Annotated in this window: 19 protein-coding genes; 13 read left to right on the forward strand and 6 right to left on the reverse strand. The window is 63.6% G+C overall.

Features of this window, described 5'->3' with window-relative positions; translation table 11 throughout:
• The first annotated feature begins 106 nt into the window (after positions 1-106).
• From zwf to R9B85_RS17700, 3 genes are read left to right on the forward strand one after another with little or no spacing between them, the layout of a single operon-like run.
• On the forward strand, positions 107-1,576 hold the full coding sequence (gene zwf, locus R9B85_RS17690) for a glucose-6-phosphate dehydrogenase (protein ID WP_112250859.1): 1,470 nt from the start codon (positions 107-109) through the stop codon (positions 1,574-1,576).
• Complete coding sequence (gene pgl / locus R9B85_RS17695) at positions 1,563-2,276, forward strand: 6-phosphogluconolactonase (RefSeq protein WP_112250861.1); 714 nt, start codon at positions 1,563-1,565, stop codon at positions 2,274-2,276. The genes zwf and pgl overlap by 14 nt, the downstream gene beginning before the upstream one ends.
• Before the next feature lie 17 nt (positions 2,277-2,293).
• Positions 2,294-2,974: a bifunctional 4-hydroxy-2-oxoglutarate aldolase/2-dehydro-3-deoxy-phosphogluconate aldolase gene (locus tag R9B85_RS17700; RefSeq protein WP_112250863.1), complete on the forward strand. Its 681-nt coding sequence runs from the start codon at positions 2,294-2,296 to the stop codon at positions 2,972-2,974.
• Between the two features lie 239 nt (positions 2,975-3,213).
• Here R9B85_RS17700 and leuA read toward each other — a convergent pair whose 3' ends face one another.
• The 4 genes from leuA to R9B85_RS17720 all read right to left on the reverse strand — a co-directional run bounded on the left by leuA (position 3,214) and on the right by R9B85_RS17720 (position 8,652).
• Positions 3,214-4,887, reverse strand: coding sequence for a 2-isopropylmalate synthase (gene leuA / locus R9B85_RS17705; RefSeq protein WP_112250867.1), 1,674 nt, complete (start codon positions 4,885-4,887; stop codon positions 3,214-3,216).
• Between the two features lie 424 nt (positions 4,888-5,311).
• Positions 5,312-6,139 (reverse strand): M23 family metallopeptidase, encoded by an 828-nt coding sequence (locus tag R9B85_RS17710; protein ID WP_112250869.1) that lies wholly within the window; start codon positions 6,137-6,139, stop codon positions 5,312-5,314.
• Between the two features lie 3 nt (positions 6,140-6,142).
• Positions 6,143-7,522 carry an exodeoxyribonuclease VII large subunit gene (xseA, locus tag R9B85_RS17715; protein WP_112251138.1) on the reverse strand — a complete coding sequence of 460 codons (1,380 nt, stop codon included), beginning with the start codon at positions 7,520-7,522 and terminating at the stop codon, positions 6,143-6,145.
• A 251-nt stretch (positions 7,523-7,773) separates the two neighbouring features.
• The gene (locus tag R9B85_RS17720) at positions 7,774-8,652 is read right to left on the reverse strand and encodes a LysR family transcriptional regulator (RefSeq protein ID WP_326431957.1); all 879 of its coding nucleotides are present in this window, start codon (positions 8,650-8,652) and stop codon (positions 7,774-7,776) included.
• 97 nt (positions 8,653-8,749) lie between these two features.
• Here R9B85_RS17720 and R9B85_RS17725 point away from each other — a divergent pair, with 97 nt between their 5' ends.
• The 4 genes from R9B85_RS17725 (at position 8,750) to guaA (ending at position 13,326) form a co-directional block, all read left to right on the forward strand.
• Positions 8,750-9,505: a sulfite exporter TauE/SafE family protein gene (locus R9B85_RS17725; RefSeq protein WP_112250873.1), complete on the forward strand. Its 756-nt coding sequence runs from the start codon at positions 8,750-8,752 to the stop codon at positions 9,503-9,505.
• A gap of 51 nt (positions 9,506-9,556) precedes the next feature.
• Positions 9,557-10,114, forward strand: coding sequence for a sugar ABC transporter ATPase (locus R9B85_RS17730; protein ID WP_112250875.1), 558 nt, complete (start codon positions 9,557-9,559; stop codon positions 10,112-10,114).
• An 86-nt stretch (positions 10,115-10,200) separates the two neighbouring features.
• Positions 10,201-11,670: an IMP dehydrogenase gene (gene guaB / locus R9B85_RS17735; protein ID WP_013971138.1), complete on the forward strand. Its 1,470-nt coding sequence runs from the start codon at positions 10,201-10,203 to the stop codon at positions 11,668-11,670.
• A gap of 78 nt (positions 11,671-11,748) precedes the next feature.
• On the forward strand, positions 11,749-13,326 hold the full coding sequence (guaA, locus tag R9B85_RS17740) for a glutamine-hydrolyzing GMP synthase (protein WP_013971139.1): 1,578 nt from the start codon (positions 11,749-11,751) through the stop codon (positions 13,324-13,326).
• 63 nt (positions 13,327-13,389) lie between these two features.
• Here the strand turns inward: guaA and R9B85_RS17745 are convergent, their stop codons facing one another.
• Entirely contained in the window at positions 13,390-14,334 is a 945-nt protein-coding gene (locus R9B85_RS17745; protein ID WP_423770408.1) for a helix-turn-helix transcriptional regulator, read from the reverse strand.
• A gap of 177 nt (positions 14,335-14,511) precedes the next feature.
• Here R9B85_RS17745 and R9B85_RS17750 point away from each other — a divergent pair, with 177 nt between their 5' ends.
• From R9B85_RS17750 to tadA, 6 genes are all read left to right on the forward strand, one after another.
• Positions 14,512-14,952: a hypothetical protein gene (locus tag R9B85_RS17750; RefSeq protein ID WP_112250879.1), complete on the forward strand. Its 441-nt coding sequence runs from the start codon at positions 14,512-14,514 to the stop codon at positions 14,950-14,952.
• A gap of 2 nt (positions 14,953-14,954) precedes the next feature.
• Positions 14,955-15,614 (forward strand): hypothetical protein, encoded by a 660-nt coding sequence (locus R9B85_RS17755; protein WP_313853001.1) that lies wholly within the window; start codon positions 14,955-14,957, stop codon positions 15,612-15,614.
• Positions 15,607-16,272 carry a hypothetical protein gene (locus R9B85_RS17760; protein ID WP_423770409.1) on the forward strand — a complete coding sequence of 222 codons (666 nt, stop codon included), beginning with the start codon at positions 15,607-15,609 and terminating at the stop codon, positions 16,270-16,272. The genes R9B85_RS17755 and R9B85_RS17760 overlap by 8 nt, the downstream gene beginning before the upstream one ends.
• A gap of 31 nt (positions 16,273-16,303) precedes the next feature.
• Positions 16,304-17,776, forward strand: coding sequence for a M48 family metallopeptidase (locus tag R9B85_RS17765; protein WP_313853004.1), 1,473 nt, complete (start codon positions 16,304-16,306; stop codon positions 17,774-17,776).
• A gap of 89 nt (positions 17,777-17,865) precedes the next feature.
• Positions 17,866-19,248 carry a multicopper oxidase family protein gene (locus R9B85_RS17770; protein WP_207878932.1) on the forward strand — a complete coding sequence of 461 codons (1,383 nt, stop codon included), beginning with the start codon at positions 17,866-17,868 and terminating at the stop codon, positions 19,246-19,248.
• Positions 19,248-19,727 carry a tRNA adenosine(34) deaminase TadA gene (gene tadA / locus R9B85_RS17775; protein ID WP_063911428.1) on the forward strand — a complete coding sequence of 160 codons (480 nt, stop codon included), beginning with the start codon at positions 19,248-19,250 and terminating at the stop codon, positions 19,725-19,727. The genes R9B85_RS17770 and tadA overlap by 1 nt, the downstream gene beginning before the upstream one ends.
• A 111-nt stretch (positions 19,728-19,838) precedes the next feature.
• On the opposite strand, the gene mltF is transcribed toward tadA, so the two are convergent.
• A complete protein-coding gene (gene mltF, locus R9B85_RS17780) occupies positions 19,839-21,296 on the reverse strand; it encodes a membrane-bound lytic murein transglycosylase MltF (protein WP_112250883.1) in 1,458 nt (485 codons plus the stop codon).
• Between the last annotated feature and the right edge of the window lie 306 nt (positions 21,297-21,602).

A 21,602-nucleotide genomic window follows, 5' to 3' on the forward strand; every position in this document is an offset into this window, starting at 1 on the left:
TGTCTGTAACACTTGCGTGTAATGTTGTGGTTTTTACTACATTATCCCTTGAAAACCGTATGTGAAAGCGGTATTCCTAGACCAACTTTAGGAAAGAACCAACATCATGGCTGCAATCAGTGTCGAACCTTGCACCTTTGCCCTGTTTGGCGCCCTCGGCGATCTGGCATTGCGCAAGCTGTTTCCTGCGCTTTACCAGCTTGACCGGGCCAACTTGTTGCACCCGGAAACCCGCCTGCTGGCGCTGGCCCGCGAGGCAGGTAGTGCGCAGGGCCACCTGGACAGCATCGAAGCGCACCTGCGCCGGCATGTACCCGAGGCCGATATCGAGCCCGCCGCGCTGGGCCGTTTCCTTGCCAGGCTGAGCTACCAGCATCTGGACTTCCTCCAGCCCGAGGGCTACCAGGCCCTGGCCGAGCAGTTGCCTGGCGAGCTGCCGCTGATTGCCTACTTCGCCACCGCTGCGGCGGTGTACGGGGCCATCTGCGAAAACCTCGACAAGGCCGGGCTGGCCGCACGCACCCGTGTGGTGCTGGAGAAGCCCATCGGCCACGACCTGGAGTCGTCGCGCCGGGTAAACGATGCCGTGGCACGGTTCTTCCCGGAGGGCCGGGTCTACCGTATCGACCACTACCTGGGCAAGGAAACGGTGCAGAACCTGATCGCCCTGCGTTTCGCCAACAGCCTGTTCGAAACCCAGTGGAACCAGAACTCCATCTCCCATGTGGAGATCACCGTCGCCGAGAAGGTCGGTATCGAAGGCCGCTGGGGCTACTTCGACAAGGCCGGCCAGCTTCGCGACATGATCCAGAACCACCTGCTGCAGCTGCTGTGCCTGATCGCCATGGACCCGCCCAGCGAACTGTCGGCCGATGCCATCCGTGACGAGAAGGTCAAGGTACTCAAGGCCCTGGCACCGATCACCGGTGAAGGGCTGAGCACCCGTGTGGTGCGCGGTCAGTACATCGCCGGCTACAGCGATGGCAAGCCGGTGCCCGGTTACCTGGAAGAAGACAACGCCAACGCCCAGAGCGACACCGAAACCTTCGTCGCCCTGCGTGCCGACATCCGCAACTGGCGCTGGTCGGGGGTGCCGTTCTACCTGCGTACCGGCAAGCGCATGCCGCAGAAGCTGTCGCAGATCGTCATCCACTTCAAGGAAACCCCGCACTACATCTTCGCCCCGGAACAGCGTTTGCAGATCGGTAACAAGCTGATCATCCGCTTGCAACCGGACGAAGGCATCTCTTTGCGGGTGATGACCAAGGAGCAGGGCCTGGACAAAGGCATGCAACTGCGCAGCGGCCCGTTGCAGCTGAATTTCTCCGATACCTGGCGCAGTGCAAGGATTCCGGATGCCTACGAGCGGCTGTTGCTCGAAGTGATGCGCGGCAACCAGAACCTGTTCGTGCGCAAGGACGAAATCGAGTATGCCTGGAAGTGGTGCGACCAGCTGATCGCCGGCTGGCGTAACGCGGGCGATGCACCCAAGCCATATGCGGCAGGCTCCTGGGGGCCGATGAGCTCGATTGCACTGATCACACGCGATGGGAGGGCGTGGTATGGGGATATCTGAACTGAAACTGCCAGCGGTTGTGAACGTCCATGAACTGGCGGATGCGGCCGCGCTTGCGGCCACCCAGGCCCATGACGTGGCCGAGCGCCTGCGTGCAGCCGTTGCCACCAAGGGTCAGGCCTGCGTGGTGCTGTCGGGCGGTCGCAGCCCGGTACCTTTCCTCGAGAAACTGGCCGGCGAAAGCCTCGACTGGGGCAAAGTCACCGTCAGCCTGGCCGATGAGCGCTGGGTGCCGGTGGAGCACGCCGACAGCAACGCCGGCCTGCTGGCCCGTCACCTGTTCAAGGGTGCAGCGGCCAAGGCCCGCTTCGTTGGCCTGTATCAGCAGGCGGAAAACCTCGATGCCGCTGCGGACAAGGCCGACCAGGCCCTGGCCGAGCTGCCGCCGATCGACGTACTGGTGCTGGGCATGGGGGATGATGGCCATACCGCCTCGCTGTTCCCCGCCAGTCCCAACCTGGAAGCAGGCCTCGACCTGGCCAGCCCGCGCCGCTGCCTGCCTTTGCTGGCACCGAGCGTGCCGCACCAGCGCCTGTCGATGACCCGCTCGCTGCTGGCCACCTCTGCCTTTACCGCGCTGTCCGTACAAGGGCAGGGCAAACTCGCTACCCTGCGCGCCGCGCTGGCTGGCAACGACCTTACCGAAATGCCGATTCGCGCTTTTCTTCACGCCCCCCTGGACATCTACTGGTGCCCATGAGCCAAGGATCCACAGTCATGACCACCCTCGAACGCCCACAGCCCAAGCTCTCGATGGCCGACAAAGCCGCACGGATCGACGCCATTTGCGAAAAGGCGCGCATCCTGCCGGTGATCACCATTGCCCGCGAGGAAGATATCCTGCCGCTGGCTGACGCCCTGGCCGCCGGCGGTATCCGTACCCTGGAAGTGACCTTGCGCTCGCAGCACGGCCTGAAGGCCATCCAGGTGTTGCGCGAGCAGCGCCCGGAGCTTTGTGTCGGTGCCGGCACCGTGCTCGATCGCGGCATGTTCGCCGCGGTTGAAGCTGCGGGTGCGCAATTCGTCGTTACCCCAGGCATCACCCAGGATATTCTCGAAGCCGGTGTGGATAGCGAGATCCCGCTGCTGCCAGGTATCAGCACGCCGTCCGAAATCATGATGGGCTACGCCCTGGGCTACCGCCGCTTCAAGCTGTTCCCGGCGGAGATCAGTGGCGGCGTTGCGGCGATCAAGGCTTTCGGTGGCCCGTTCGGCGATATTCGTTTCTGCCCTACGGGCGGTGTGAACCCGGCCAACGTGCGCAACTACATGGCGCTGCCCAATGTGATGTGTGTGGGTGGCACCTGGATGCTCGACAGCAGCTGGATCAAGAACGGCGATTGGGCGCGAATCGAAGCGTGCAGTGCGGAAGCGATGGCGCTGCTGGACGCCAACTGAATTTGTTGTGTGCTTTACGGCTTATGGGGCGCTTGGTCGGCGCCCCTTTTTTTTGCCTGCAGTCTTTGCATTGCCTGTGGGGGCCCTTTCGCGGGCTCGCCCGCTCCCACAGGTACTGTACAGTTGCTGAGTGCAGCGCGATCCCTGTGGGAGCGGGTTCACCCGCGAAGAGGCCGGCACAGGCACACAAAAAAGCCCGCATCAAACGATGCGGGCTTCTTCATTAATCACACCAGGGCTCAGGCTGCCTTGGCTTCCTGCTGGCTCAGCGAGCGGTTCAGTGCGCTGAACAGTGCCTTGAAACTGGCCGTGGTGATGTTTTCATCGATGCCCACGCCATGTACCGGGCGGCCACCGGCCACGCGCAGTTCGATGTAGGCCGCCGCCTTGGCATTGGTACCGGCGCCAATCGCATGCTCGTTGTAATCCATGATCTCCACGGCAATCGGCAGGCCGGCCACCAGCGCCTCCAGGGCGCCGTTGCCCTTGCCACGCCAGTGCAGGGTGGTTTCGCCTTCACCGGCGACTTCCACTTCCACGGCACTATGGCCGTTCTCTTCCTGCAGGCGATGGCTGACCAGCGCGTAAGGGGCGTTGGCCTGGAGGTATTCCTTGTGCAACAGGCTGTAGATCTGCTGGGCGGTCATTTCCAGGCCCAGGCGGTCGGTTTCACCCTGTACCACCTGGCTGAATTCGATCTGCATGCGGCGTGGCAGGCTGATGCCGTATTCCTGTTCGAGCAGGTAGGTGATACCGCCTTTGCCCGACTGGCTGTTGACGCGGATCACTGCCTCGTAGCTGCGACCGATGTCGGCCGGGTCGATCGGCAAGTAAGGGACTTCCCACAGCTCGCCTTCCTGCTGCTTGGCGAAGCCCTTGCGGATCGCGTCCTGGTGCGAGCCGGAGAACGCGGTGTGGACCAGGTCGCCCACGTATGGGTGGCGTGGGTGCACCGGCAGCTGGTTGCACTCTTCGACCACCTTGCGCACGCCGTCGATGTCGGAAAAGTCCAGCAGCGGGTCGATGCCCTGGGTGTAGAGGTTCAATGCCAGGGTCACCAGGTCGACGTTACCGGTACGCTCGCCGTTGCCGAACAGGCAGCCTTCGGCGCGATCGGCACCGGCCATGAGGCCCAGCTCGGTGGCGGCAATGCCAGTGCCACGGTCGTTGTGGCAGTGCAGGCTGATGATTACGCTGTCGCGACGGCTGACATTACGGCAGAACCACTCGATCTGGTCGGCGTAGATGTTCGGCGTGGACACTTCCACGGTGGCCGGCAGGTTGAGGATGATCTTGTGCTCAGGCGTCGGGTTCCACACCTCGATCACCGCGTCGCAGACTTCCTTGGCGAACTCCATCTCGGTGGCGCTGAAGGTTTCCGGCGAGTACTGGAAGGTCCACTGGGTTTCCGGCTGCTGGGCGGCGTACTTGACGAACAGCTTGGCTGCGTTCACCGCAATGTCCTTCACGCCTTGCTTGTCCTGGTTGAAGACGATGCGGCGGAACGACGGGCTGGTGGCGTTGTACAGGTGGACGATGGCCTTTTTCGCCCCGCGCAGCGATTCGAAGGTGCGGGCGATGAGGTCTTCACGGGCCTGGGTGAGCACCTGGATGGTAGTGTCGTCCGGGATGTGGCCGTCTTCGATCAGCATGCGCACGAAGTCGAAATCGGTCTGCGAGGCGGACGGGAACGAGGCTTCGATTTCCTTCACGCCAACCTGCACCAGGGTCTTCCAGAAACGCAGCTTCTTCTCCGAATCCATTGGCTCGATCAGCGACTGGTTGCCATCACGCAGGTCGGAACTACACCAGATTGGTGCGGCAGTGATGGTCTTCGACGGCCAGGTACGGTCAGGCAGGTCGATGGTCGGGAAAGCGCGGTATTTCTTCGAAGGGTCTTTGAGCATGGTCATGGAAGCAATCCTTTTGTGTGCGGCCGAGATCGGGCCTGCCGGGCGATAACGAGATGTAAAGGCGAGGCGACGCGATTCAGCCTGGTAGTCGGGCGCTGACCAGGCAGAGGCTGCGATGTTGTCGGAGCAGGATGAGGGTGCTGAAGGTTTTCATGCTTTCAACCCTAACCAGTGGGGTGGGGGATGGCAAGCGTTCAGAAAAAATTGAGAGGAATGCTTAAAAAATACCAATAGGCGAGATTTTATGGCTTTATTTTACTGAGTGCTTCTTTATTTTTGCGCGGTATTTTTCGATGGCGCAACACAGTTGAACTGATGTCGACTGTGCTGGCCCTTTCGCGGGTAAACCCGCTCCCACAGGTGCAGCGCTATCCCTGTGGGAGCGGGTTTACCCGCGAAAGGGCCAGTACTGCCAACTCAGATCTCAGGGCTGGAACGCCCCAATGAATATCGCCGGATCCACCCGCGCATCATTCAGGCTGACGTTCCAGTGCATGTGCGGCCCGGTAGCCCGCCCGGTCGAGCCCACACGCCCGACCACTTCGCCCCGGCGCAGCTGCTGCCCAACCTGCACATCGATCTTCGACATATGGCAGAACATGCTGATAAAGCCCTGTCCGTGGTCGACGAACACCGTGCGGCCATTGAAGAAGTAATCGCCCACCAGGATCACCTTGCCATTGGCCGGGGTCTTGATTGGCGTGCCTGCCGGCACCGCGAAATCCAGCCCGGCATGCGGGTTGCGTTCTTCGCCATTGAAGAAGCGGCGCACGCCGAACTTGCTCGACAGCGGGCCGCTTACCGGCTTGTCGAGGATCAGGTTGCTGGGCAGGGTGGGGCTGAAGCTGCGGTAAGCCTTTATCTGCTCGGCCAGCTCACGGTCGATGCGCTTGAGGTCGGCCGGGTTCGGGTTGACCTGGCGGGTGTTCTTCAGGGTGATGCGCTGCTCGGGGTACTTTTTACTACCTACGCTGAAAGGCAGGGTACGGCCGCCCTGGCTCAGCACCGCAGTGCCGGGCTTTTGGGTCAACGGGATGCCGACGATGGCCAGCCAGTTGTCCTGCTCCTTCACCACCAGCACCGGTTTGCCGTCGAAGCGGGCGCTGGGCGCGCTGGCTGCGGGGCCAAGGTCGACCACCGCCACGCCGCCGGGTACCGGCTTGTTCAGCGTGCGGGTGATGTAGCTGGCCTGGGCGCCACCGGTCAGCAGCAGGAGGGAAAGGGCAAGCAGGGGCGCGAGCAGGCGGGGCATGTGTCAGTCCAGAAGTGAGAGGGTGACCGGGGTCAGGTGGTTGTCTTCGACTCGCACCAAAAGCTCGCCTTCGTTCAGGCGGGCGGTCAGGCGCTGGCCGTTGCGGGTCTGTTCGGCGCTGCGGATGGCCTGGCCCTGTTCGTCCAGCAGAATGCTGTAGCCGCGGGCGAGGGTGGCCAGCGGGCTGACCACCTGCAGCGTCTGCAACTGGGCCTGGAAGCGCTGGCGGCGGTCCTTCAGCACTTCGCGCATCGCCCGTGGCAGGCGCTCGGCCAGGCTGTCCAGGCGTTGGCCCAGCAGTTTCAGGGTGCGCCCCGGGTGCTGCGCGGCCAGGCGGGTGTCCAGGCGTGCCAGCAGCTGATGGCGCTGGTTGAGGTTGAGCATGAATGCACGGCGCAGGCGCATGTCCAGGTCGTCCAGACGCTGGGCCTGCTGGCGCAGGCGCTCGCCCGGGTGGCGCAGGCGTCGGGTCAGCGACTCCAGGCGCAGGCGGTCGTGGGTAAGGCGGTTCTGCATGCGCAGCAACAGGCGCCGTTGCAGGCCATCCAGCCGTTGCTGCAGGCCACTGTTGTCGGGGGCCAGCAGTTCGGCTGCGGCAGAGGGTGTGGGGGCGCGCATGTCGGCGACGAAGTCGCTGATCGATACATCGGTCTCATGGCCTACAGCGCTGACAATCGGCGTGACACAGGCAGCCACGGCCCGCGCCACGGCTTCTTCGTTGAAGCACCACAAGTCCTCCAGCGAGCCGCCGCCCCGGGCCAGGATCAGCGCATCGAACCCGAGGCTGTCGGCCAGGCGGATGGCGCGCACGATCTGGGCGATGGCTTCGCGGCCCTGTACTGCGGTGGGGATCAGGTTCAGTTCCACCTGCGGGGCACGGCGACCGAACACACTGATGATGTCGCGGATCACCGCGCCAGTGGGCGAGGTGATGATGCCGATGCGCTGCGGGTGGGCCGGCAGCGGCCGCTTGCGTTCGGCGCTGAACAGCCCCTCGGCACCCAGCTTCTCTTTCAGTGCCTCGAAGGCCAGGCGCAGGGCGCCGTCGCCGGCCGGCTCGACAGTGTCGAGAATCAGCTGGTAATCGCCACGCCCCTCGAACAGCGAAACCTTGCCGCGTACCCGCACCGCCAGGCCGTCGCGCAGGGCCTGGCGCACCCGCGTGGCGTTCTGCCGGAACAGCGCGCAGCGCACCTGCGCGCCGCTGTCCTTCAGGGTGAAGTACATGTGGCCGGACGCAGGGCGGGCGAGGTTGGATATCTCGCCTTCCACCCACACGCTGCGGAACACGTCTTCCAGCAGCACACGGGCGCGGCCGTTGAGTTGGCTGACGGTAAGGACCTCGCGGTCCAGGCCGAGTCGTTCGAAAGGGTCTCTGATCATGGCGGGCATCATAAAGGACATCGGCCCCGGTTGTCTGTCCTGGCCCTGTCGCCGGCCCAGCCCTTTGGGCTGCGCTGTCGCGTAGATAACTGAAAGTGCAAGCAATCCGCATACCCTGTGGGGGCGGCTTTAGCCGCGAAGAATCCAACGCGGTGCATGGCACCGGCTGCGCCGGTGTTCGCGGCTAAAGCCGCTCCCACAGGGCCCCTGCCAATTCAATGAGTTATGTGCAGTTCTATGGGGCCGGCCCTTCAGGCCTGCATCGCCGTCACGAACTGGCGCACCATCGAACCTGCATCCCGCCTGCAAGCCATCGCCACAGTACTCTCACACCCTCCCTCCAGCGCCACGAAGCTGACTGAGGCAGGCGCAATTTCACGCATGCATTCCGGCAACAACGCCACCCCAAACCCCGCCTGAATCAGCTGCAACTGGGTGGTCTTGCGCGACAGTACCTGCGCCGCGCGTGGGAAAAAGCCCGCCTCCATGCACATCGAGGCCGACAGGTAGCTCAGCCCGCCACGGTCCCGGTGCGGAATGGAAATGAAGCGCTCTTCCCGCAGCTGTTCCAGCCTTACCTGTGGCGCGCTGGCCAAGGGATGCCCGGCGGCCACAGCCAGCAGCAGGGGTTCGCTGAACAGTTCATGCAGCAGCACCCCTTCATGCTGGCGCAGCACCGGCAAGCGCAACAGGCCGATATCCAGCCGCCCGGCAGCGATATCCTCCAGCTGCGCCTCCGACGACTGCTGCGCAATCTCCAGCGCAATCCCCGGGTTGCCCTGCAGGTAGCCGCCCAGGCGAGCCAGCAACGGGCCAGTCAGCGGCACGGTACTGGAGTGATTCAGGCGCAGGCTGCCTTGCAACCCTTCGCCAATATCGCGGGTCACCCGTTCCGCCTGCGCCAGGTCGGCCAGCAAGCGCCGTGCCCGTTCCAGCAAAGCCTGGCCGGCCAGGGTCAGGCGTGGCAGACGCGCGGTGCGCTCGAACAGTGGCGTACCCAGTTGCTGCTCCAACTCCTTGATCTGTCGGCTCAGCGCCGACTGGGCGATGTACAGCCGCTCGGCGGCAGCGCTGAAGCTGCCGCATTCGGCGATTTCCACGAAGTAACGCAACTGGCGAATCGACGTCATGTCATGCCTTTTCGAGATGGGTGTGGCGATAAAGGCATATTAGTCGGCATGGCTCGTGGCTGGCTAACCTTTGCCTGTCTTCCGAGGAATCGTTGCCATGCTCGCCCAACTATCGTTTTCCGGCCTTGACTGGCTACCCATCCTGCTTGGTGTCGGCGTTGCCTACATCGTCTTCGGTATCGCCGGCTTCGGCACCGCGCTGGTGGCCGGCCCAGTGCTGATCCACTTCATGCCGCTGTCGCGGATCATTCCGCTGCTGGTGCTGCTGGACTTCGTCGCAGCCTTCGGCAACCTGTTGCCCTCGCGCCGCGATGTCGTGCGCAGCGAACTGCTGCGGCTACTGCCGTTCATGGCCATTGGCTGCACGCTGGGTGTGGTATTCCTGCTGCAGCTGAAGTCCGACCTGTTGCTGCTGCTGATGGGCCTGTTCGTCACGGCCTATGCCGTGTACGGGCTAGCGGTGAAGGTGCGGCCGGCCAGCCTGTCCGGTTTCTGGGCAATGCCCATGGGTACGGCAGGCGGGCTGTTCGGTGCCTTGTTCGGCAGCGGCGGCTTCCTTTATGCGCTGTACCTGAGTGCCCGGCTGGAGGCCAAGGAGCAGGTACGCGCCACCCAGAGCGCGCTGATCAGTTGCAGTACCGTGGTGCGTCTGACGCTGTTCCTGATCGCTGGCGTGTATGCCGACCCAAGCCTGCTGCTGCTCGCCGCCTGCCTGTTGCCGGTCATGCTTGTCGGCCTCTGGGCGGGGCGCAGGCTTACCCATCGGCTGTCCCGCGAAGCCTTCGTGCGCCTGGTCACGTGGCTGGTGCTGGCCAGCGGCCTGGCGTTGATCGGTCGCTATCTCAGCGCCTGAGCAGGCGGTAGAATTGCGCCATTACCGCAGTTTTTCAGGCTTGTCCCGTTCATGAACACCCAGAGCATCATCGTTCCCAAGCTGTCTACCGTCCCGGTGCACGAAGCCCGTGCCCGCGCCATCCTGCGCTGGCTGGTGCGCGAGAAAGTGGTCGAGGAACAGCTGACCACCTGTGGCCGCACCGGCAACCGCATGGGCCATGCCCTGGCCGAAGGGGCCCGCAAAGTGGCCCTGCACCCGCAAAAACTGCCCTTCGGCGAGCAAGTCAACGGCCTGGAGGTGATGCTCAAACGCTGCATCTATACCCCTACCGAAGGTTTCCTCGAAGAGGCCGGTTGCCCCGAGTGCCGGCGCGAGGTGGGCGAGCCGCTGTTCGAAAGCCTGGAAGAATGGATGCCGGCGGTGAGCGACAACTTCACCTGCCCGTTGTGCGGGTTCGAAGATGACATCAATGGCTTCATTTACCTGCAGCCATGTGCCTTTTCCAACCTGGGGTTCATCTTCAACAACTGGGGCGAGGCCGGGTTTACCCAGGCCTTTCTCGACAGCTTCGCCGACTGGCTCGACCAGCCGGTGGCCGTGGTACAGGTAAAACTGCCACAAGGCTGACCGAAGGCCCTTATTTTGCATTGAGCGGCGCGCCGTGCATGAGTATAATGGCGCGCTTCCATTTTTCCCGCCCGGGAGCCCCCGCGATGCTGCGTATCAGCCAAGAAGCCCTGACCTTCGACGATATCCTCCTTGTACCTGGCTATTCCGAGGTACTGCCCAATGAAGTCAGTCTCAAGACCCGTTTGACCCGCGGCATCGAGCTGAACATTCCGCTGGTTTCCGCTGCCATGGATACCGTGACCGAAGCGCGCCTGGCCATTGCCATGGCCCAGGAAGGCGGCATCGGCATCATCCACAAGAACATGACCATCGAACAGCAGGCCAGCGAAGTGCGCAAGGTCAAGAAGTTCGAGGCTGGCGTGGTCAAGGACCCGATCACCATCGACGCCGACGCCACCGTGCGCGACCTGTTCGACCTGACCCGCCTGAACAACATCTCCGGTGTACCGGTGCTGGCGAACGGCGACCTGGTCGGCATCGTCACTTCTCGTGACGTGCGCTTCGAAAGCCGCCTGGATGCCAAGGTCCGCGACGTGATGACCCCGAAAGAGCGTCTGGTCACCGTCCGCGAAGGCGCCGACAAGAACGAAGTCCGCGAGCTGCTGCACAAGCACCGCCTGGAAAAAGTCCTGATCGTCGACGACAAGTTCAACCTCAAGGGCATGATGACCGTCAAGGACATCGAAAAGGCCAAGGCCTACCCGCTGGCCAGCAAGGACGACCAGGGTCGTCTGCGCGTCGGCGCCGCGGTCGGCACCGGCAAGGACACCGGCGAGCGCGTTGCCGCCCTGGTGGCTGCTGGTGTTGACGTGGTTGTGGTCGACACCGCCCACGGTCACTCCAAAGGTGTGATCGACCGCGTTCGCTGGGTCAAGGAAACCTACCCGCAAGTGCAGGTGATCGGCGGCAACATCGCCACCGGCGCTGCCGCCAAGGCGCTGGCCGAAGCTGGCGCTGACGCGGTCAAGGTCGGTATCGGCCCAGGCTCGATCTGCACCACCCGTATCGTTGCCGGTGTCGGCGTGCCGCAAATCAGCGCCATCGCCAACGTTGCCGCTGCGCTGGAAGGCACTGGCGTGCCGCTGATCGCCGACGGCGGCATCCGCTTCTCGGGTGACCTGTCCAAGGCCATCGTCGCCGGTGCTTCCTGCGTGATGATGGGTTCTATGTTCGCCGGTACCGAAGAGGCACCGGGTGAAGTCGAACTGTTCCAGGGCCGTTCCTACAAGGCCTACCGTGGCATGGGCTCGCTGGGTGCCATGGCACAGGCGCAAGGCTCGTCTGACCGCTACTTCCAGGACTCCTCGGCCGGTGCCGAGAAGCTGGTACCGGAAGGCATCGAAGGCCGTGTTCCCTACAAGGGCGCGCTGGCCGCGATCATCCACCAGCTGATGGGCGGCCTGCGTTCGTCCATGGGCTACACCGGCAGCGCAACCATCGAAGAGATGCGCACCAAGCCGGAATTCGTGCGCATCACCGGTGCCGGCATGGCCGAGTCCCACGTGCATGACGTGCAGATCACCAAAGAAGCCCCTAACTACCGCGTAGGCTGAGGCTTCTGGCAATTCAAGCATGCGGGGCTGTCGTGACAGCCCCGCGTCGTTTCCGATTTCCACTGACGAGATTGAGTCATGGCCCTCGACATTCACGCTCACCGCATCCTGATCCTCGATTTCGGTTCCCAGTACACCCAGCTGATCGCCCGCCGCGTGCGCGAAATCGGCGTGTACTGCGAGCTGCATCCATTCGACATGGACGATGAAGCGATCCGCGAATTCAACCCGCGCGGCATCATCCTCGCCGGCGGCCCCGAGTCGGTCCACGAAGCCAACAGCCCGCGCGCCCCGCAGGCGGTGTTCGACCTGAACGTACCAGTGCTGGGCATCTGCTACGGCATGCAGACCATGGCCGAGCAGATGGGCGGCAAGGTCGAAGGTTCCGACCTGCGTGAATTCGGTTATGCCCGTGTGGACGTGGTCGGCAAGAGCCGCCTGCTCGACGGCATCGAAGACCACATCGACGCTGACGGCGTACTGGGCCTGGACGTGTGGATGAGCCACGGCGACAAGGTCACCCAGATGCCGGGCAACTTCCACGTGCTGGCCAGCACCCCGAGCTGCCCGATCGCCGGCATGTTCGACGACGCGCGCGGCTACTACGGCGTGCAGTTCCACCCGGAAGTGACCCACACCAAGCAGGGCGGTCGCATCCTGTCCCGCTTCGTGCAGGACATCTGCGGCTGTGAAGCCCTGTGGACTCCGTCCAACATCGTCGAAGACGCCATTGCCCAGGTGCGTGAGCAGGTCGGTTCGGCCAACGTCCTGCTGGGCCTGTCCGGCGGCGTCGACAGCTCGGTTGTTGCCGCGCTGCTGCACCGCGCCATCGGCGACCAGCTGACCTGCGTATTCGTCGACAACGGCCTGCTGCGCCTGCACGAAGGCGACCAGGTGATGGCCATGTTCAAGGAGAACATGGGCGTCAAGGTCATCCGCGCCGACGCCGAGAAGCAGTTCCTCGACAACCTGGCCGGCGAAGCCGACCCGGAGAAGAAGCGCAAGATCATCGGCCGCACCTTCATCGACGTGTTCGATGCCGAAGCCAGCAAGCTGGAAAACATCCAGTTCCTCGCCCAAGGCACCATCTACCCGGACGTGATCGAGTCGGCTGGCGCCAAGAGCGGCAAGGCCCACGTGATCAAGTCGCACCACAACGTCGGTGGCCTGCCGGAGGAAATGAACCTCAAGCTGGTCGAGCCGCTGCGTGAGCTGTTCAAGGACGAAGTACGCAAGATCGGCCTGGAGCTGGGCCTGCCGTACGACATGGTCTACCGCCACCCATTCCCGGGCCCGGGCCTGGGCGTGCGCATCCTCGGTGAAGTGAAGAAGGAATACGCCGACATCCTGCGTCGCGCCGACCACATCTTCATCGAAGAGCTGCGCAAGGCCGACTGGTACCACAAGACCAGCCAGGCATTCGTGGTGTTCCAGCCGGTCAAGTCGGTCGGCGTCGTTGGCGATGGCCGTCGCTACGCCTGGGTCGTGGCCCTGCGCGCCGTCGAGACCGTGGACTTCATGACCGCACGTTGGGCGCACCTGCCGTACGAGCTGCTGGAAACCGTCAGCGGCCGTATCATCAACGAAATCGACGGTATCTCGCGCGTTACCTACGACGTGTCGAGCAAGCCGCCGGCGACCATCGAGTGGGAATGATCCCACCTCGCGGTTGATGAAACGGGCCTGCATTGCAGGCCCGTTTTTTTATCCGGTAAAACCCTATTCAGCCCCGGGAGAACGCCCGAAATACGCCTTGTAGGCATGGCAGAAATTGGCAGGGTTGGCGTAGCCGACCTGATAGGCAACCTGCGAGACCTGCCAGCGACGTTCCAGCAGCAGGGCGCGGGCCAGTTCCATTCTCTGTTGCCGCACATACTGCAGGAGCGACCGGCCGTATTCATGGCTGAATGCGCGGCGCAAGGTGGTCTCGCTCACCCCCAGCTGGCGAGCAAGGGCTGCAGCAGTGGGCGGGGCGTTCAGGTTTGCATCAAGCTGGCGACGCGTTTCAATGGCCAGATCGCGGTGCCCCTGGTCCTGGGGCTTTTCGGCCGGCCTGTGGCCGATCAGGTGGCTGGCCAGCTCCAGCACGATGGCCAGGCTCAGGCTTTCGCAATGCAGGCGCCTGAGTGCGCCCGTGTAGGGCGATAGATACAGCTGCTGGAACAGGCGGCTTATTGTTGGCCACTGCGGCAACTGGTCGAAGCGCATGCCATCGGCGGCAAGGGCCAGCAGCGGCATCAGTTGCGCATCGTCCCGGGCCAGCTCGTGCAGGTAATCGCCGGCAATACGCACCCCGGCCATGCGGGCGTGGCTGTTGGCGGGCAATTGGTCCTGCGCCTCCAGGCTTTCACCGAGGCCCAGCATGTGCAACTGACCAGGGGCATAACTGTTGAGCTTTCCGTCCACCGTGTGCTGCCACGCCCCGTCGAACACCTGCACGATGCACAGGCTTTGCTGCAGCACCTTGTCGATCCTCAGCGGCTCCGGAAATTGCAGGTTGCAATCGAAGTACTGCAACCCGCCGTGTACCGTCTGCGCCCGATAGTGGCCGGTCGCGCTACCCATCACTCGTGCGCTGCTTGCGTCCAGTACGCCGGCCTCGGCGAGTGACCCGGGGCTATCGAATGAAAAAGCGGTATCGAGGTAGGGGCTGATAGATCGCATGGGCGCTAGGCATCCTTGGCAGCGGGCGGCATGGCCGGAAATGGTAACGCGTGCACATTTTCAGCGACAGCCATTGTGCGCAGGGCGCTGTCTGTTGTGCGAACCGGTCAACGGGGTTGGCAGTGCGGGCCAGGCTTATTTCAATGGGCGTTTGTTCCGCTTCAGGATGGAAAACACATGCTCGCTTATCGTAAATGGACTGCCCTGCTGGTGGCTGCGCTCAGCCTGTGGCTGGGCCAGGTTCACGCTGAACAACGGCCGGAGGTGGCCGACCAGGTAGTTGCCTACATGGGCACGCAAGGGGCCAAGGTGTGGACGCTGCGCATCGGTGAACGCGCCGCAAACGAAGCGCTGGTGCAGATCGAAGGCGTCGATCACGACTGGAACATGCGCATCCAGAAAATGCAGGTGGAGAAAACCAGCCGGGATACCCGTTACTCCACCACCGTGGATGGCAAGAAATACGTGGTGCTGATCATCCAGGGCAGTTGGGGTGGCGAACTGTATCTGCCGGGTGAGGTGCAGCCACTGCAGGTCGGCTATTCGGAAGGGCTGTCGCATCAGGGTAATGCCCAGGCATTCCTCACCGATTACCTGGCGACGCAGGAGGCGCAATGACCATGAGCGAGTTCAACGACCCGCTGTCCGAGCTGTCCGGTTCGCTCGGCCAGGAATACGAGCAATCCCGTGCCGCCCAGCGCGACCGGGTAATCGCCGAACTCAAGCAAGTGATCGAGCGTGTGCCAGAGCAGAGCGAGTTCACCAATTCCCGGCGTTATCGGGTCTGGGGGCCGATACTGTTGCTGGGCTCGCTGATTCTGACCGCCGTCTGCTTCAACCTGGAGCGCATGGGCGCGGTCGCAGCCTGTGCCTTCACGGTCTTCATCGCCGCCGCGGTGACTTGGCAGCATCGCAATGCCGGTACCCAGGTGTTCATGCGCCTGACCCGCCGGCAGTTGTTCGTCGATACGCTGGACGCCCCGGTAGACATGGCCGAAGTGGAGGATGTTTCGGTCAAGGATGAAGGGCTGGTCACGGTGCAGACGCTGGAAATGAGCAGCGAAGCCGTGCTTCCCAAGCACCACGTGGTGAAACTGCAGTTCTTCGGCAACCAGGCCATGGTGCTGAAAAAGCCGCGACCGCAGGTGCGCATCATGTCGGCAGGCTTGGCCAGCAATGGGCGCAAGCTGGACAACGAGGAAGTGCTCGCAATGCTGGCGGCTTACCGCGATGCGGCCCATGCGCAACGGCAACTGGATCTGTTGCAGGCTGATGAATAACGACGAACGCGAAGCCCACCTGGCGTACCTGCAGGCGCAGGCCGATGGCCCTGTCGAGGGCTTCGAACTGCGCGAGCGCTCGCTTGGCAAGGCGCTGGCCTGTGCCTTGACCGGCCTGTCGCTTGCCGGGCTGGGTGCATGGCTGATGGCGCTGGCGGTACTGTTCGCCCCCCAGGCGAGCAGCGCCGCCATATGGCTGCTCTGCGTTTTCGGCCTCGGCCTGGCCGGCACCGGGGCGGCGGCGCTGGCATGCGCCGCAGCGCTGTATTGCCGCCATGGCAAGCGGGTGCTGAGCGTTACGCCCGATAGCCTGTGCTTCGCCAATGCGCAGGCGCCGACTCCCCTGCATGCCTTCGACGGCTTCGATGTCGAGCAGCGACATTTCAGCACCCGCCTGATCTTTACCGTGTCGGCGGCCGGCAGCGCGCCAACGCTGGCGCCGGCCTGTTTCAAGGCGTTGGCCTCGCCTGACGCTGTAGCCGTGGCGGGCGGACTGCGCGTCAGCTTGTGGTTGTGCACCCCTGTCGTAGCCGGGCGCCACCTTGCCCTGCAGGAACTGGTGGACCTGCTCTATGCCTATCTGCAAGCGGCCCAGGCCAGGCACACGTTGGCGCAACTGTTTCCTGGCGTGGCGCGCCTGGGTGAAGCGGCCAGATGAGGCTGGGCGTGACCATCGGCGCTGTGGAGCAATGAAGCGCTTCGGTTGGGGCCTGATCCTGCTGCTGTTGCCACTGGTGCTGTTCGGCTGGGGTAATGTGCAGTACTGGCGGGCCGACACGGCGCAGGATCAGGCCCGCACCATACGGCAATGGCTGGCGGCCCCCAGCGAGGCGTTGCTACAGCAATTGCCGTGGGAAGCCCGCAAGGAGCTTGCCAGGCATGTCGAGCCGCGGCAGGCCCTGCAGCGCCAACTGGACCTGCTCGATGCGGATCGCCACTGGGTAAGCGTACGCAAAGTGATGGCCAGCGTGAGCTGCTGGCTGGCATTGGCTGCTTTGCTGGTCGGCCTCTGGGCCTGGCTCAAGCTGAAGGCAGACGCCTGGCGGGCGCTGCGCTCTGCGGCCTACCTGAATGAGCGCATGATGGCCAGCTGGCAGGGCCTGGGCTGTTGCTTGAGCATCTACATGGTCATGCTTGCCGGTTCGCTGTGCCTGGCGTTGCTCTATGAGGCCAGTTCCGGAGCGAGCCGTGCAGCGCAGGGCGGCATGAGCGTGCTGGTCGTGGTGCTGCCGCTGGCCTCTGTCCTGGTTGTGTGTGTTCGCCAGGCCTGGCGAATGCGCAGGCAGTGGCCGCTGATGCAGTCTCCGACTGCCAGGTTTCTCGCCCGCCCGCTCGGCAGGCAGGCGACGCCAGCGGTGTGGCAGTGGATCGAGGCCTTGGCAACGCAGCTGCAAGCGCCGGCCCCGGACCATATCGTGGTCGGGCTTGACCAGGGATTTTTCGTCACCAGTGTGCCGGTCCTGCTGCAGCCCGGCGGGGAGGTACTCACGGGGCGCACGTTGTATCTGCCGCTACCATTGCTGACGGCCTTGAGCCAGGCCGAGGCGGCTTCGATCATCGGTCACGAGCTGGGCCATTTCAGGCGCCGTGATACGGAGCGAGGCAGCGAAACCAGCGCGCGTTTCAGCCTGATGTGCGCGCAGTATTCTGCGATGGTCGGCGACGAGGATGCTCCGCCCTGGGTGGTTCGGCCGACCTTGTGGCTGGCTGGGCAGTTCTTGCACCATTTCCAGATTGCGGTTCATCACTGGGGGCGTGCACAGGAATTGCTGGCTGATCGGGCCGGTGCCGAGGTCGCTGGCCCGAAGCTGTTCGTACAGGCGCTGCTACGGGCAATTGCCCTGGGCAGGGTGATCGACGGCTTGCTGCTCGCTCACGGTGGCAACAACCTGCTGCAGGCGCTGGCATCGCACCTGCAAGGCACGCCATTGCAACTGGGTGAGGAAGTGCTGGGGCTGGCCAACCCCCATCCGTTCGATACGCACCCCGAAATCGCCACGCGCCTGCAGAACCTGAACGTCCTGCTCGACCCGCAGCTGCTCCAGGCCGCCTTGCGGGTGCCGGCCGCAGATGATCAGCAGTGGTTCAACGCGCTCTGTGCTGCCCCCGGCAATACTGCCGAGGGGAAGGCTGCGGAAAGCATCGCAAGAGACTTCACTTAATATTTCCCATTTGCAGGTGTATCGTATTCGCCCTTCATCGCCAGCCATGCTGGCAGCTTGATTGCGCAGAACACGAGGTACCCGCACCGATGTCCTTCACCCGTCGACAAATGCTCAAAGGCCTGACCGGCCTGGTTGTGGTTGGCCTGGGCGCCGGTGGCGCGGCGCGCTACTGGCTGGGCAAGGTCGAAGATGACAACGCCGGGCATGACTATGAGCTGATCGCCGCACCGCTGGACGTCGAGCTGGTGCCGGGCTTCAAGACCGAGGCCTGGGCCTTCGGCCCGTCTGCCCCGGGTACCGAGTTGCGCGTACGCCAGGGCACCTGGCTGCGGGTGCGCTTCATCAACCACCTGCCGGTTGAAACCACCATCCATTGGCACGGCATTCGCCTGCCGCTGGAAATGGACGGCGTGCCCTATGTGTCGCAATTGCCGGTCAAGCCTGGCGAGTACTTCGACTACAAGTTCCGTGTGCCGGACGCCGGCAGCTACTGGTACCACCCGCATGTCAGCAGTTCCGAGGAGCTGGGCCGTGGCCTGGTCGGCCCGCTGATCGTCGAGGAGCGCGAGCCGACCGGCTTCAGGCATGAGCGCACGCTGAGCCTGAAGAACTGGCACGTGGACGAGCAGGGGGCCTGGCTGCCTTTCAGCATTCCGCGAGAAGCCGCGCGCAACGGCACCGCCGGGCGCCTGATCACCATCAATGGCCAGGCCGATTCAGTCACCGAGTTGCCAGCCGGTCAGGTGGTACGGGTGCGTCTGCTGAACCTCGATAACACCTGGACCTACCGCATCAACCTCAAGGGCAACTGCGAGGCAAAAATCTATGCCCTGGACGGCAACCCGGTAACCCCGCGGCCATTGGACGATGACTACTGGCTCGGCCCTGGCATGCGCATCTGCCTGGCTATCCGTATTCCCGAAGCGGGGCAGGAGATCTCCCTGCGCGACGGTTTCGTGCGCCTGGGCACCCTGCGTTCGGTAGCCAGCAACGACGCGCCGAGCGACTGGCCGCCGGCGCTACCGCCCAACCCGATTGCCGAGCCGGATCTGGAAAACGCCGAAAAGCTCAACTTCAATTTCGAATGGGCGGCAAAAGTCTCGGTCACTACGGATCAGGATAAGCCGTCGAGCATGTGGCAGATCAACGGCCAGGCCTGGGACATCACCGACAAGACCTGCGCCGAGCGCCCCATCGCCACGTTGCAGAAGGGCAAGAGCTACATCTTCGAGCTGAAGAACATGACCCAGTACCAGCACCCGATCCACCTGCACGGCATGAGCTTCAAGGTGATCGCCTCCAACCGCCACGACATCACCGAGCCGTGGTTCACCGACACCTACCTGCTAGGCAAGAACGAACGCGCCCAGGTGGCGCTGGTGGCGGATAACCCGGGCACCTGGATGTTCCACTGCCATGTCATCGACCACATGGAAACCGGCCTGATGGCCGCGATCGCGGTGGTCTGATGCGTCCGCAGATCATCGATCGCAGTCGCGATCAGGAATTCATGCGCCTGGCCCTGGCCTTGGCCGCCGAAGGCGCAGCCATGGGCGAGGTGCCGGTGGGCGCGGTGCTGGTGCAGCACGGGCAGGTGATCGGGCAGGGCTTCAACCGGCCGATCATCGACAGTGACCCCAGTGCGCATGCCGAGATGGTGGCCATTCGCGCGGCGGCGAAATCCGCCAGCAACTACCGGCTACCCGGCAGTACCCTGTATGTGACCCTGGAACCGTGCAGCATGTGTGCGGGGTTGATCGTGCATTCACGGGTCATGCGGGTGGTGTATGGCGCGCTGGAGCCCAAGGCGGGGATCGTGCAGAGCCAGGGGCAGTTCTTCGGGCAGGGCTTCCTGAACCACCGGGTGATGGTGGAGGGCGGGGTGCTGGCGGAAGAGTGCGGGCAGATCCTCAGCGACTTCTTCAAGGCTCGCCGGGCCAAGTCCTGACCTGTTTCGGCCCCTTCGCGGGTAAACCCGCTCCCACAAAAATACCACTATCTCCAAAACCTGTGATGTACCTGTGGGAGCGGGTTTACCCGCGAAGAGGCCCGTGCAGGCTTACATCGGCGGCGACTGCTCCGCCGGTTTGTCCTTGTTCACCCCGGGCACATGCAGGCTGCCTTCGGCCACCTGGCCTTCCAGCTGCGGCTGGGTCACCCAGGTAAGAATGTCGTAGTAGCGACGGATGTTGGCCACAAAGTGCACAGGCTCGCCGCCCCGGGCGTAACCGTACCTGGTCTGCCGATACCACTGCTTCTGCGACAGCCGCGGCAGCATCTTCTTCACATCCAGCCACTTGTTGGGGTTGAGCTTCTCGCGCTTGGCCAGGGTGCGGGCGTCTTCCAGGTGGCCGCTGCCGACGTTGTAGGCGGCCAGGGCGAACCAGGTGCGGTCCGGTTCCTGGATGCTGTCGTCGAGCTCTTCCTTGATTTTCATGAAGTATTTGGCGCCGCCCTGGATGCTCTGCTTCGGGTCCAGGCGGTTGGACACGCCCATGGCCTGGGCGGTGCGCTGGGTCAGCATCATCAGGCCGCGTACGCCGGTCTTGGAAGTGACCTCAGGCTGCCACATCGATTCCTGGTAGCCGATGGCAGCCAGCAGGCGCCAGTCCACCTGCTCTACCTTGGCGTAGCTCTTGAAGTGCTTTTCGTACTTGGGCAGGCGCTGCTGCAGGTGCTGGGCGAAGGTGTAGGCACCCACGTAGCCCAGTACGTCGACGTGGCCGTAGTAGCGGTCCTTCAGGCGTTGCAGGGTGCCGTTCTTCTGCGCCTTGTCGAGGAACTCGTTGACCTCGTTGAGCAGGCTGTTGTCTTCACCGGCCGCCACCGCCCAGCGCTGGTCGCGGGTGTCGCCCAGGTCGAAGGCAACCCGCACGTTGGGGAAGTACACCTGGTTCATCGCCAGCTCGTTGGAGTCGACCAGGGTCAGGTCGATCTGGCCTTCGTCGACCATGCGCAGCAGGTCGACCACCTCGACGGCGTCGGATTCTTCGTATTCCAGGCCCGGATACTGCTTTTTCAGCTCGGCCAGCTGGTCGGCGTGGCTGCTGCCCTTGAGCACCATGATCTTCTTGCCGACCAGGCCCTTGGCGTTGGTGGGGCGGGTGCGGCCGTTGCGGTAGATGACCTGTGGGGTCACTTCCAGGTAAGGGTGGGAGTACCTGACCTGGGCCTTGCGCCGTTCGCTGGTGACCAGGCCGGCGGCCGCCAGCACCGGGCCGGAGGGCTTGCCGAGGCTGTCGTACAGCTCGTCGAGGTTGTCGGCGGTCTCGATCTGCAGCTTCACGCCGAGATCCTCGGCGAAATGCTGGACCAGCTCGTATTCGAAGCCGGTTTCGCCGTTGCGGTCCTGAAAGTAGGTGGCCGGGCTGTTGCGGGTGATCACGCGCAGCACGCCATCCTCCTTCACGCGCTCGAGGGTGCTGGGTTTTTCAACGCAGGCACCGAGCAGCAGAAAGAGTCCGGTTGCGAAAAGCCATCTGGCGCAACGCTGGCGCAAAGCAGTGTGGGCGAACATAGGTTGCAGTATACGCAAAGGACTGGCCCAACCATATCTCGACAACTGTTAGCTTGTCTGGTAGCGGGTTCTGTGCTTTACCGGCCCTATCGCCGGCAAGCCGGCTCCCACAGGTACAACACAGGCCTTGAGGGCGGTGGTATACCTGTGGGAGCCGGCTTGCCGGCGATAGGGCCGGAACGGGCAACACAAGGCAATTTTTTTGACCCGAAAGTCCGGTTCCGCCGCCCGGCAGGCATGGCGTAGAGCGGGTGCCGAAACCCTTCGAATTAGGCTAGAATGCACGGCCTCTAAGCACACCCCTTC

It is taken from the genome of Pseudomonas sp. NLJ1, from assembly GCF_049486705.1.
Classification (GTDB): domain Bacteria; phylum Pseudomonadota; class Gammaproteobacteria; order Pseudomonadales; family Pseudomonadaceae; genus Aquipseudomonas; species Aquipseudomonas inefficax.

Bases quoted from the DNA above. Each gene is read 5' to 3' on its own strand.
- zwf (WP_112250859.1), top strand. From the start codon at position 107: ATGGCTGCAATCAGTGTCGAACCTTGCACCTTTGCCCTGTTTGGCGCC.
- pgl (WP_112250861.1), top strand. From the start codon at position 1,563: ATGGGGATATCTGAACTGAAACTGCCAGCGGTTGTGAACGTCCATGAA.
- R9B85_RS17700 (WP_112250863.1), top strand. From the start codon at position 2,294: ATGACCACCCTCGAACGCCCACAGCCCAAGCTCTCGATGGCCGACAAA.
- leuA (WP_112250867.1), bottom strand. From the start codon at position 4,887: ATGACCATGCTCAAAGACCCTTCGAAGAAATACCGCGCTTTCCCGACC.
- R9B85_RS17710 (WP_112250869.1), bottom strand. From the start codon at position 6,139: ATGCCCCGCCTGCTCGCGCCCCTGCTTGCCCTTTCCCTCCTGCTGCTG.
- xseA (WP_112251138.1), bottom strand. From the start codon at position 7,522: ATGATCAGAGACCCTTTCGAACGACTCGGCCTGGACCGCGAGGTCCTT.
- R9B85_RS17720 (WP_326431957.1), bottom strand. From the start codon at position 8,652: ATGACGTCGATTCGCCAGTTGCGTTACTTCGTGGAAATCGCCGAATGC.
- R9B85_RS17725 (WP_112250873.1), top strand. From the start codon at position 8,750: ATGCTCGCCCAACTATCGTTTTCCGGCCTTGACTGGCTACCCATCCTG.
- R9B85_RS17730 (WP_112250875.1), top strand. From the start codon at position 9,557: ATGAACACCCAGAGCATCATCGTTCCCAAGCTGTCTACCGTCCCGGTG.
- guaB (WP_013971138.1), top strand. From the start codon at position 10,201: ATGCTGCGTATCAGCCAAGAAGCCCTGACCTTCGACGATATCCTCCTT.
- guaA (WP_013971139.1), top strand. From the start codon at position 11,749: ATGGCCCTCGACATTCACGCTCACCGCATCCTGATCCTCGATTTCGGT.
- R9B85_RS17745 (WP_423770408.1), bottom strand. From the start codon at position 14,334: ATGCGATCTATCAGCCCCTACCTCGATACCGCTTTTTCATTCGATAGC.
- R9B85_RS17750 (WP_112250879.1), top strand. From the start codon at position 14,512: ATGCTCGCTTATCGTAAATGGACTGCCCTGCTGGTGGCTGCGCTCAGC.
- R9B85_RS17755 (WP_313853001.1), top strand. From the start codon at position 14,955: ATGAGCGAGTTCAACGACCCGCTGTCCGAGCTGTCCGGTTCGCTCGGC.
- R9B85_RS17760 (WP_423770409.1), top strand. From the start codon at position 15,607: ATGAATAACGACGAACGCGAAGCCCACCTGGCGTACCTGCAGGCGCAG.
- R9B85_RS17765 (WP_313853004.1), top strand. From the start codon at position 16,304: ATGAAGCGCTTCGGTTGGGGCCTGATCCTGCTGCTGTTGCCACTGGTG.
- R9B85_RS17770 (WP_207878932.1), top strand. From the start codon at position 17,866: ATGTCCTTCACCCGTCGACAAATGCTCAAAGGCCTGACCGGCCTGGTT.
- tadA (WP_063911428.1), top strand. From the start codon at position 19,248: ATGCGTCCGCAGATCATCGATCGCAGTCGCGATCAGGAATTCATGCGC.
- mltF (WP_112250883.1), bottom strand. From the start codon at position 21,296: ATGTTCGCCCACACTGCTTTGCGCCAGCGTTGCGCCAGATGGCTTTTC.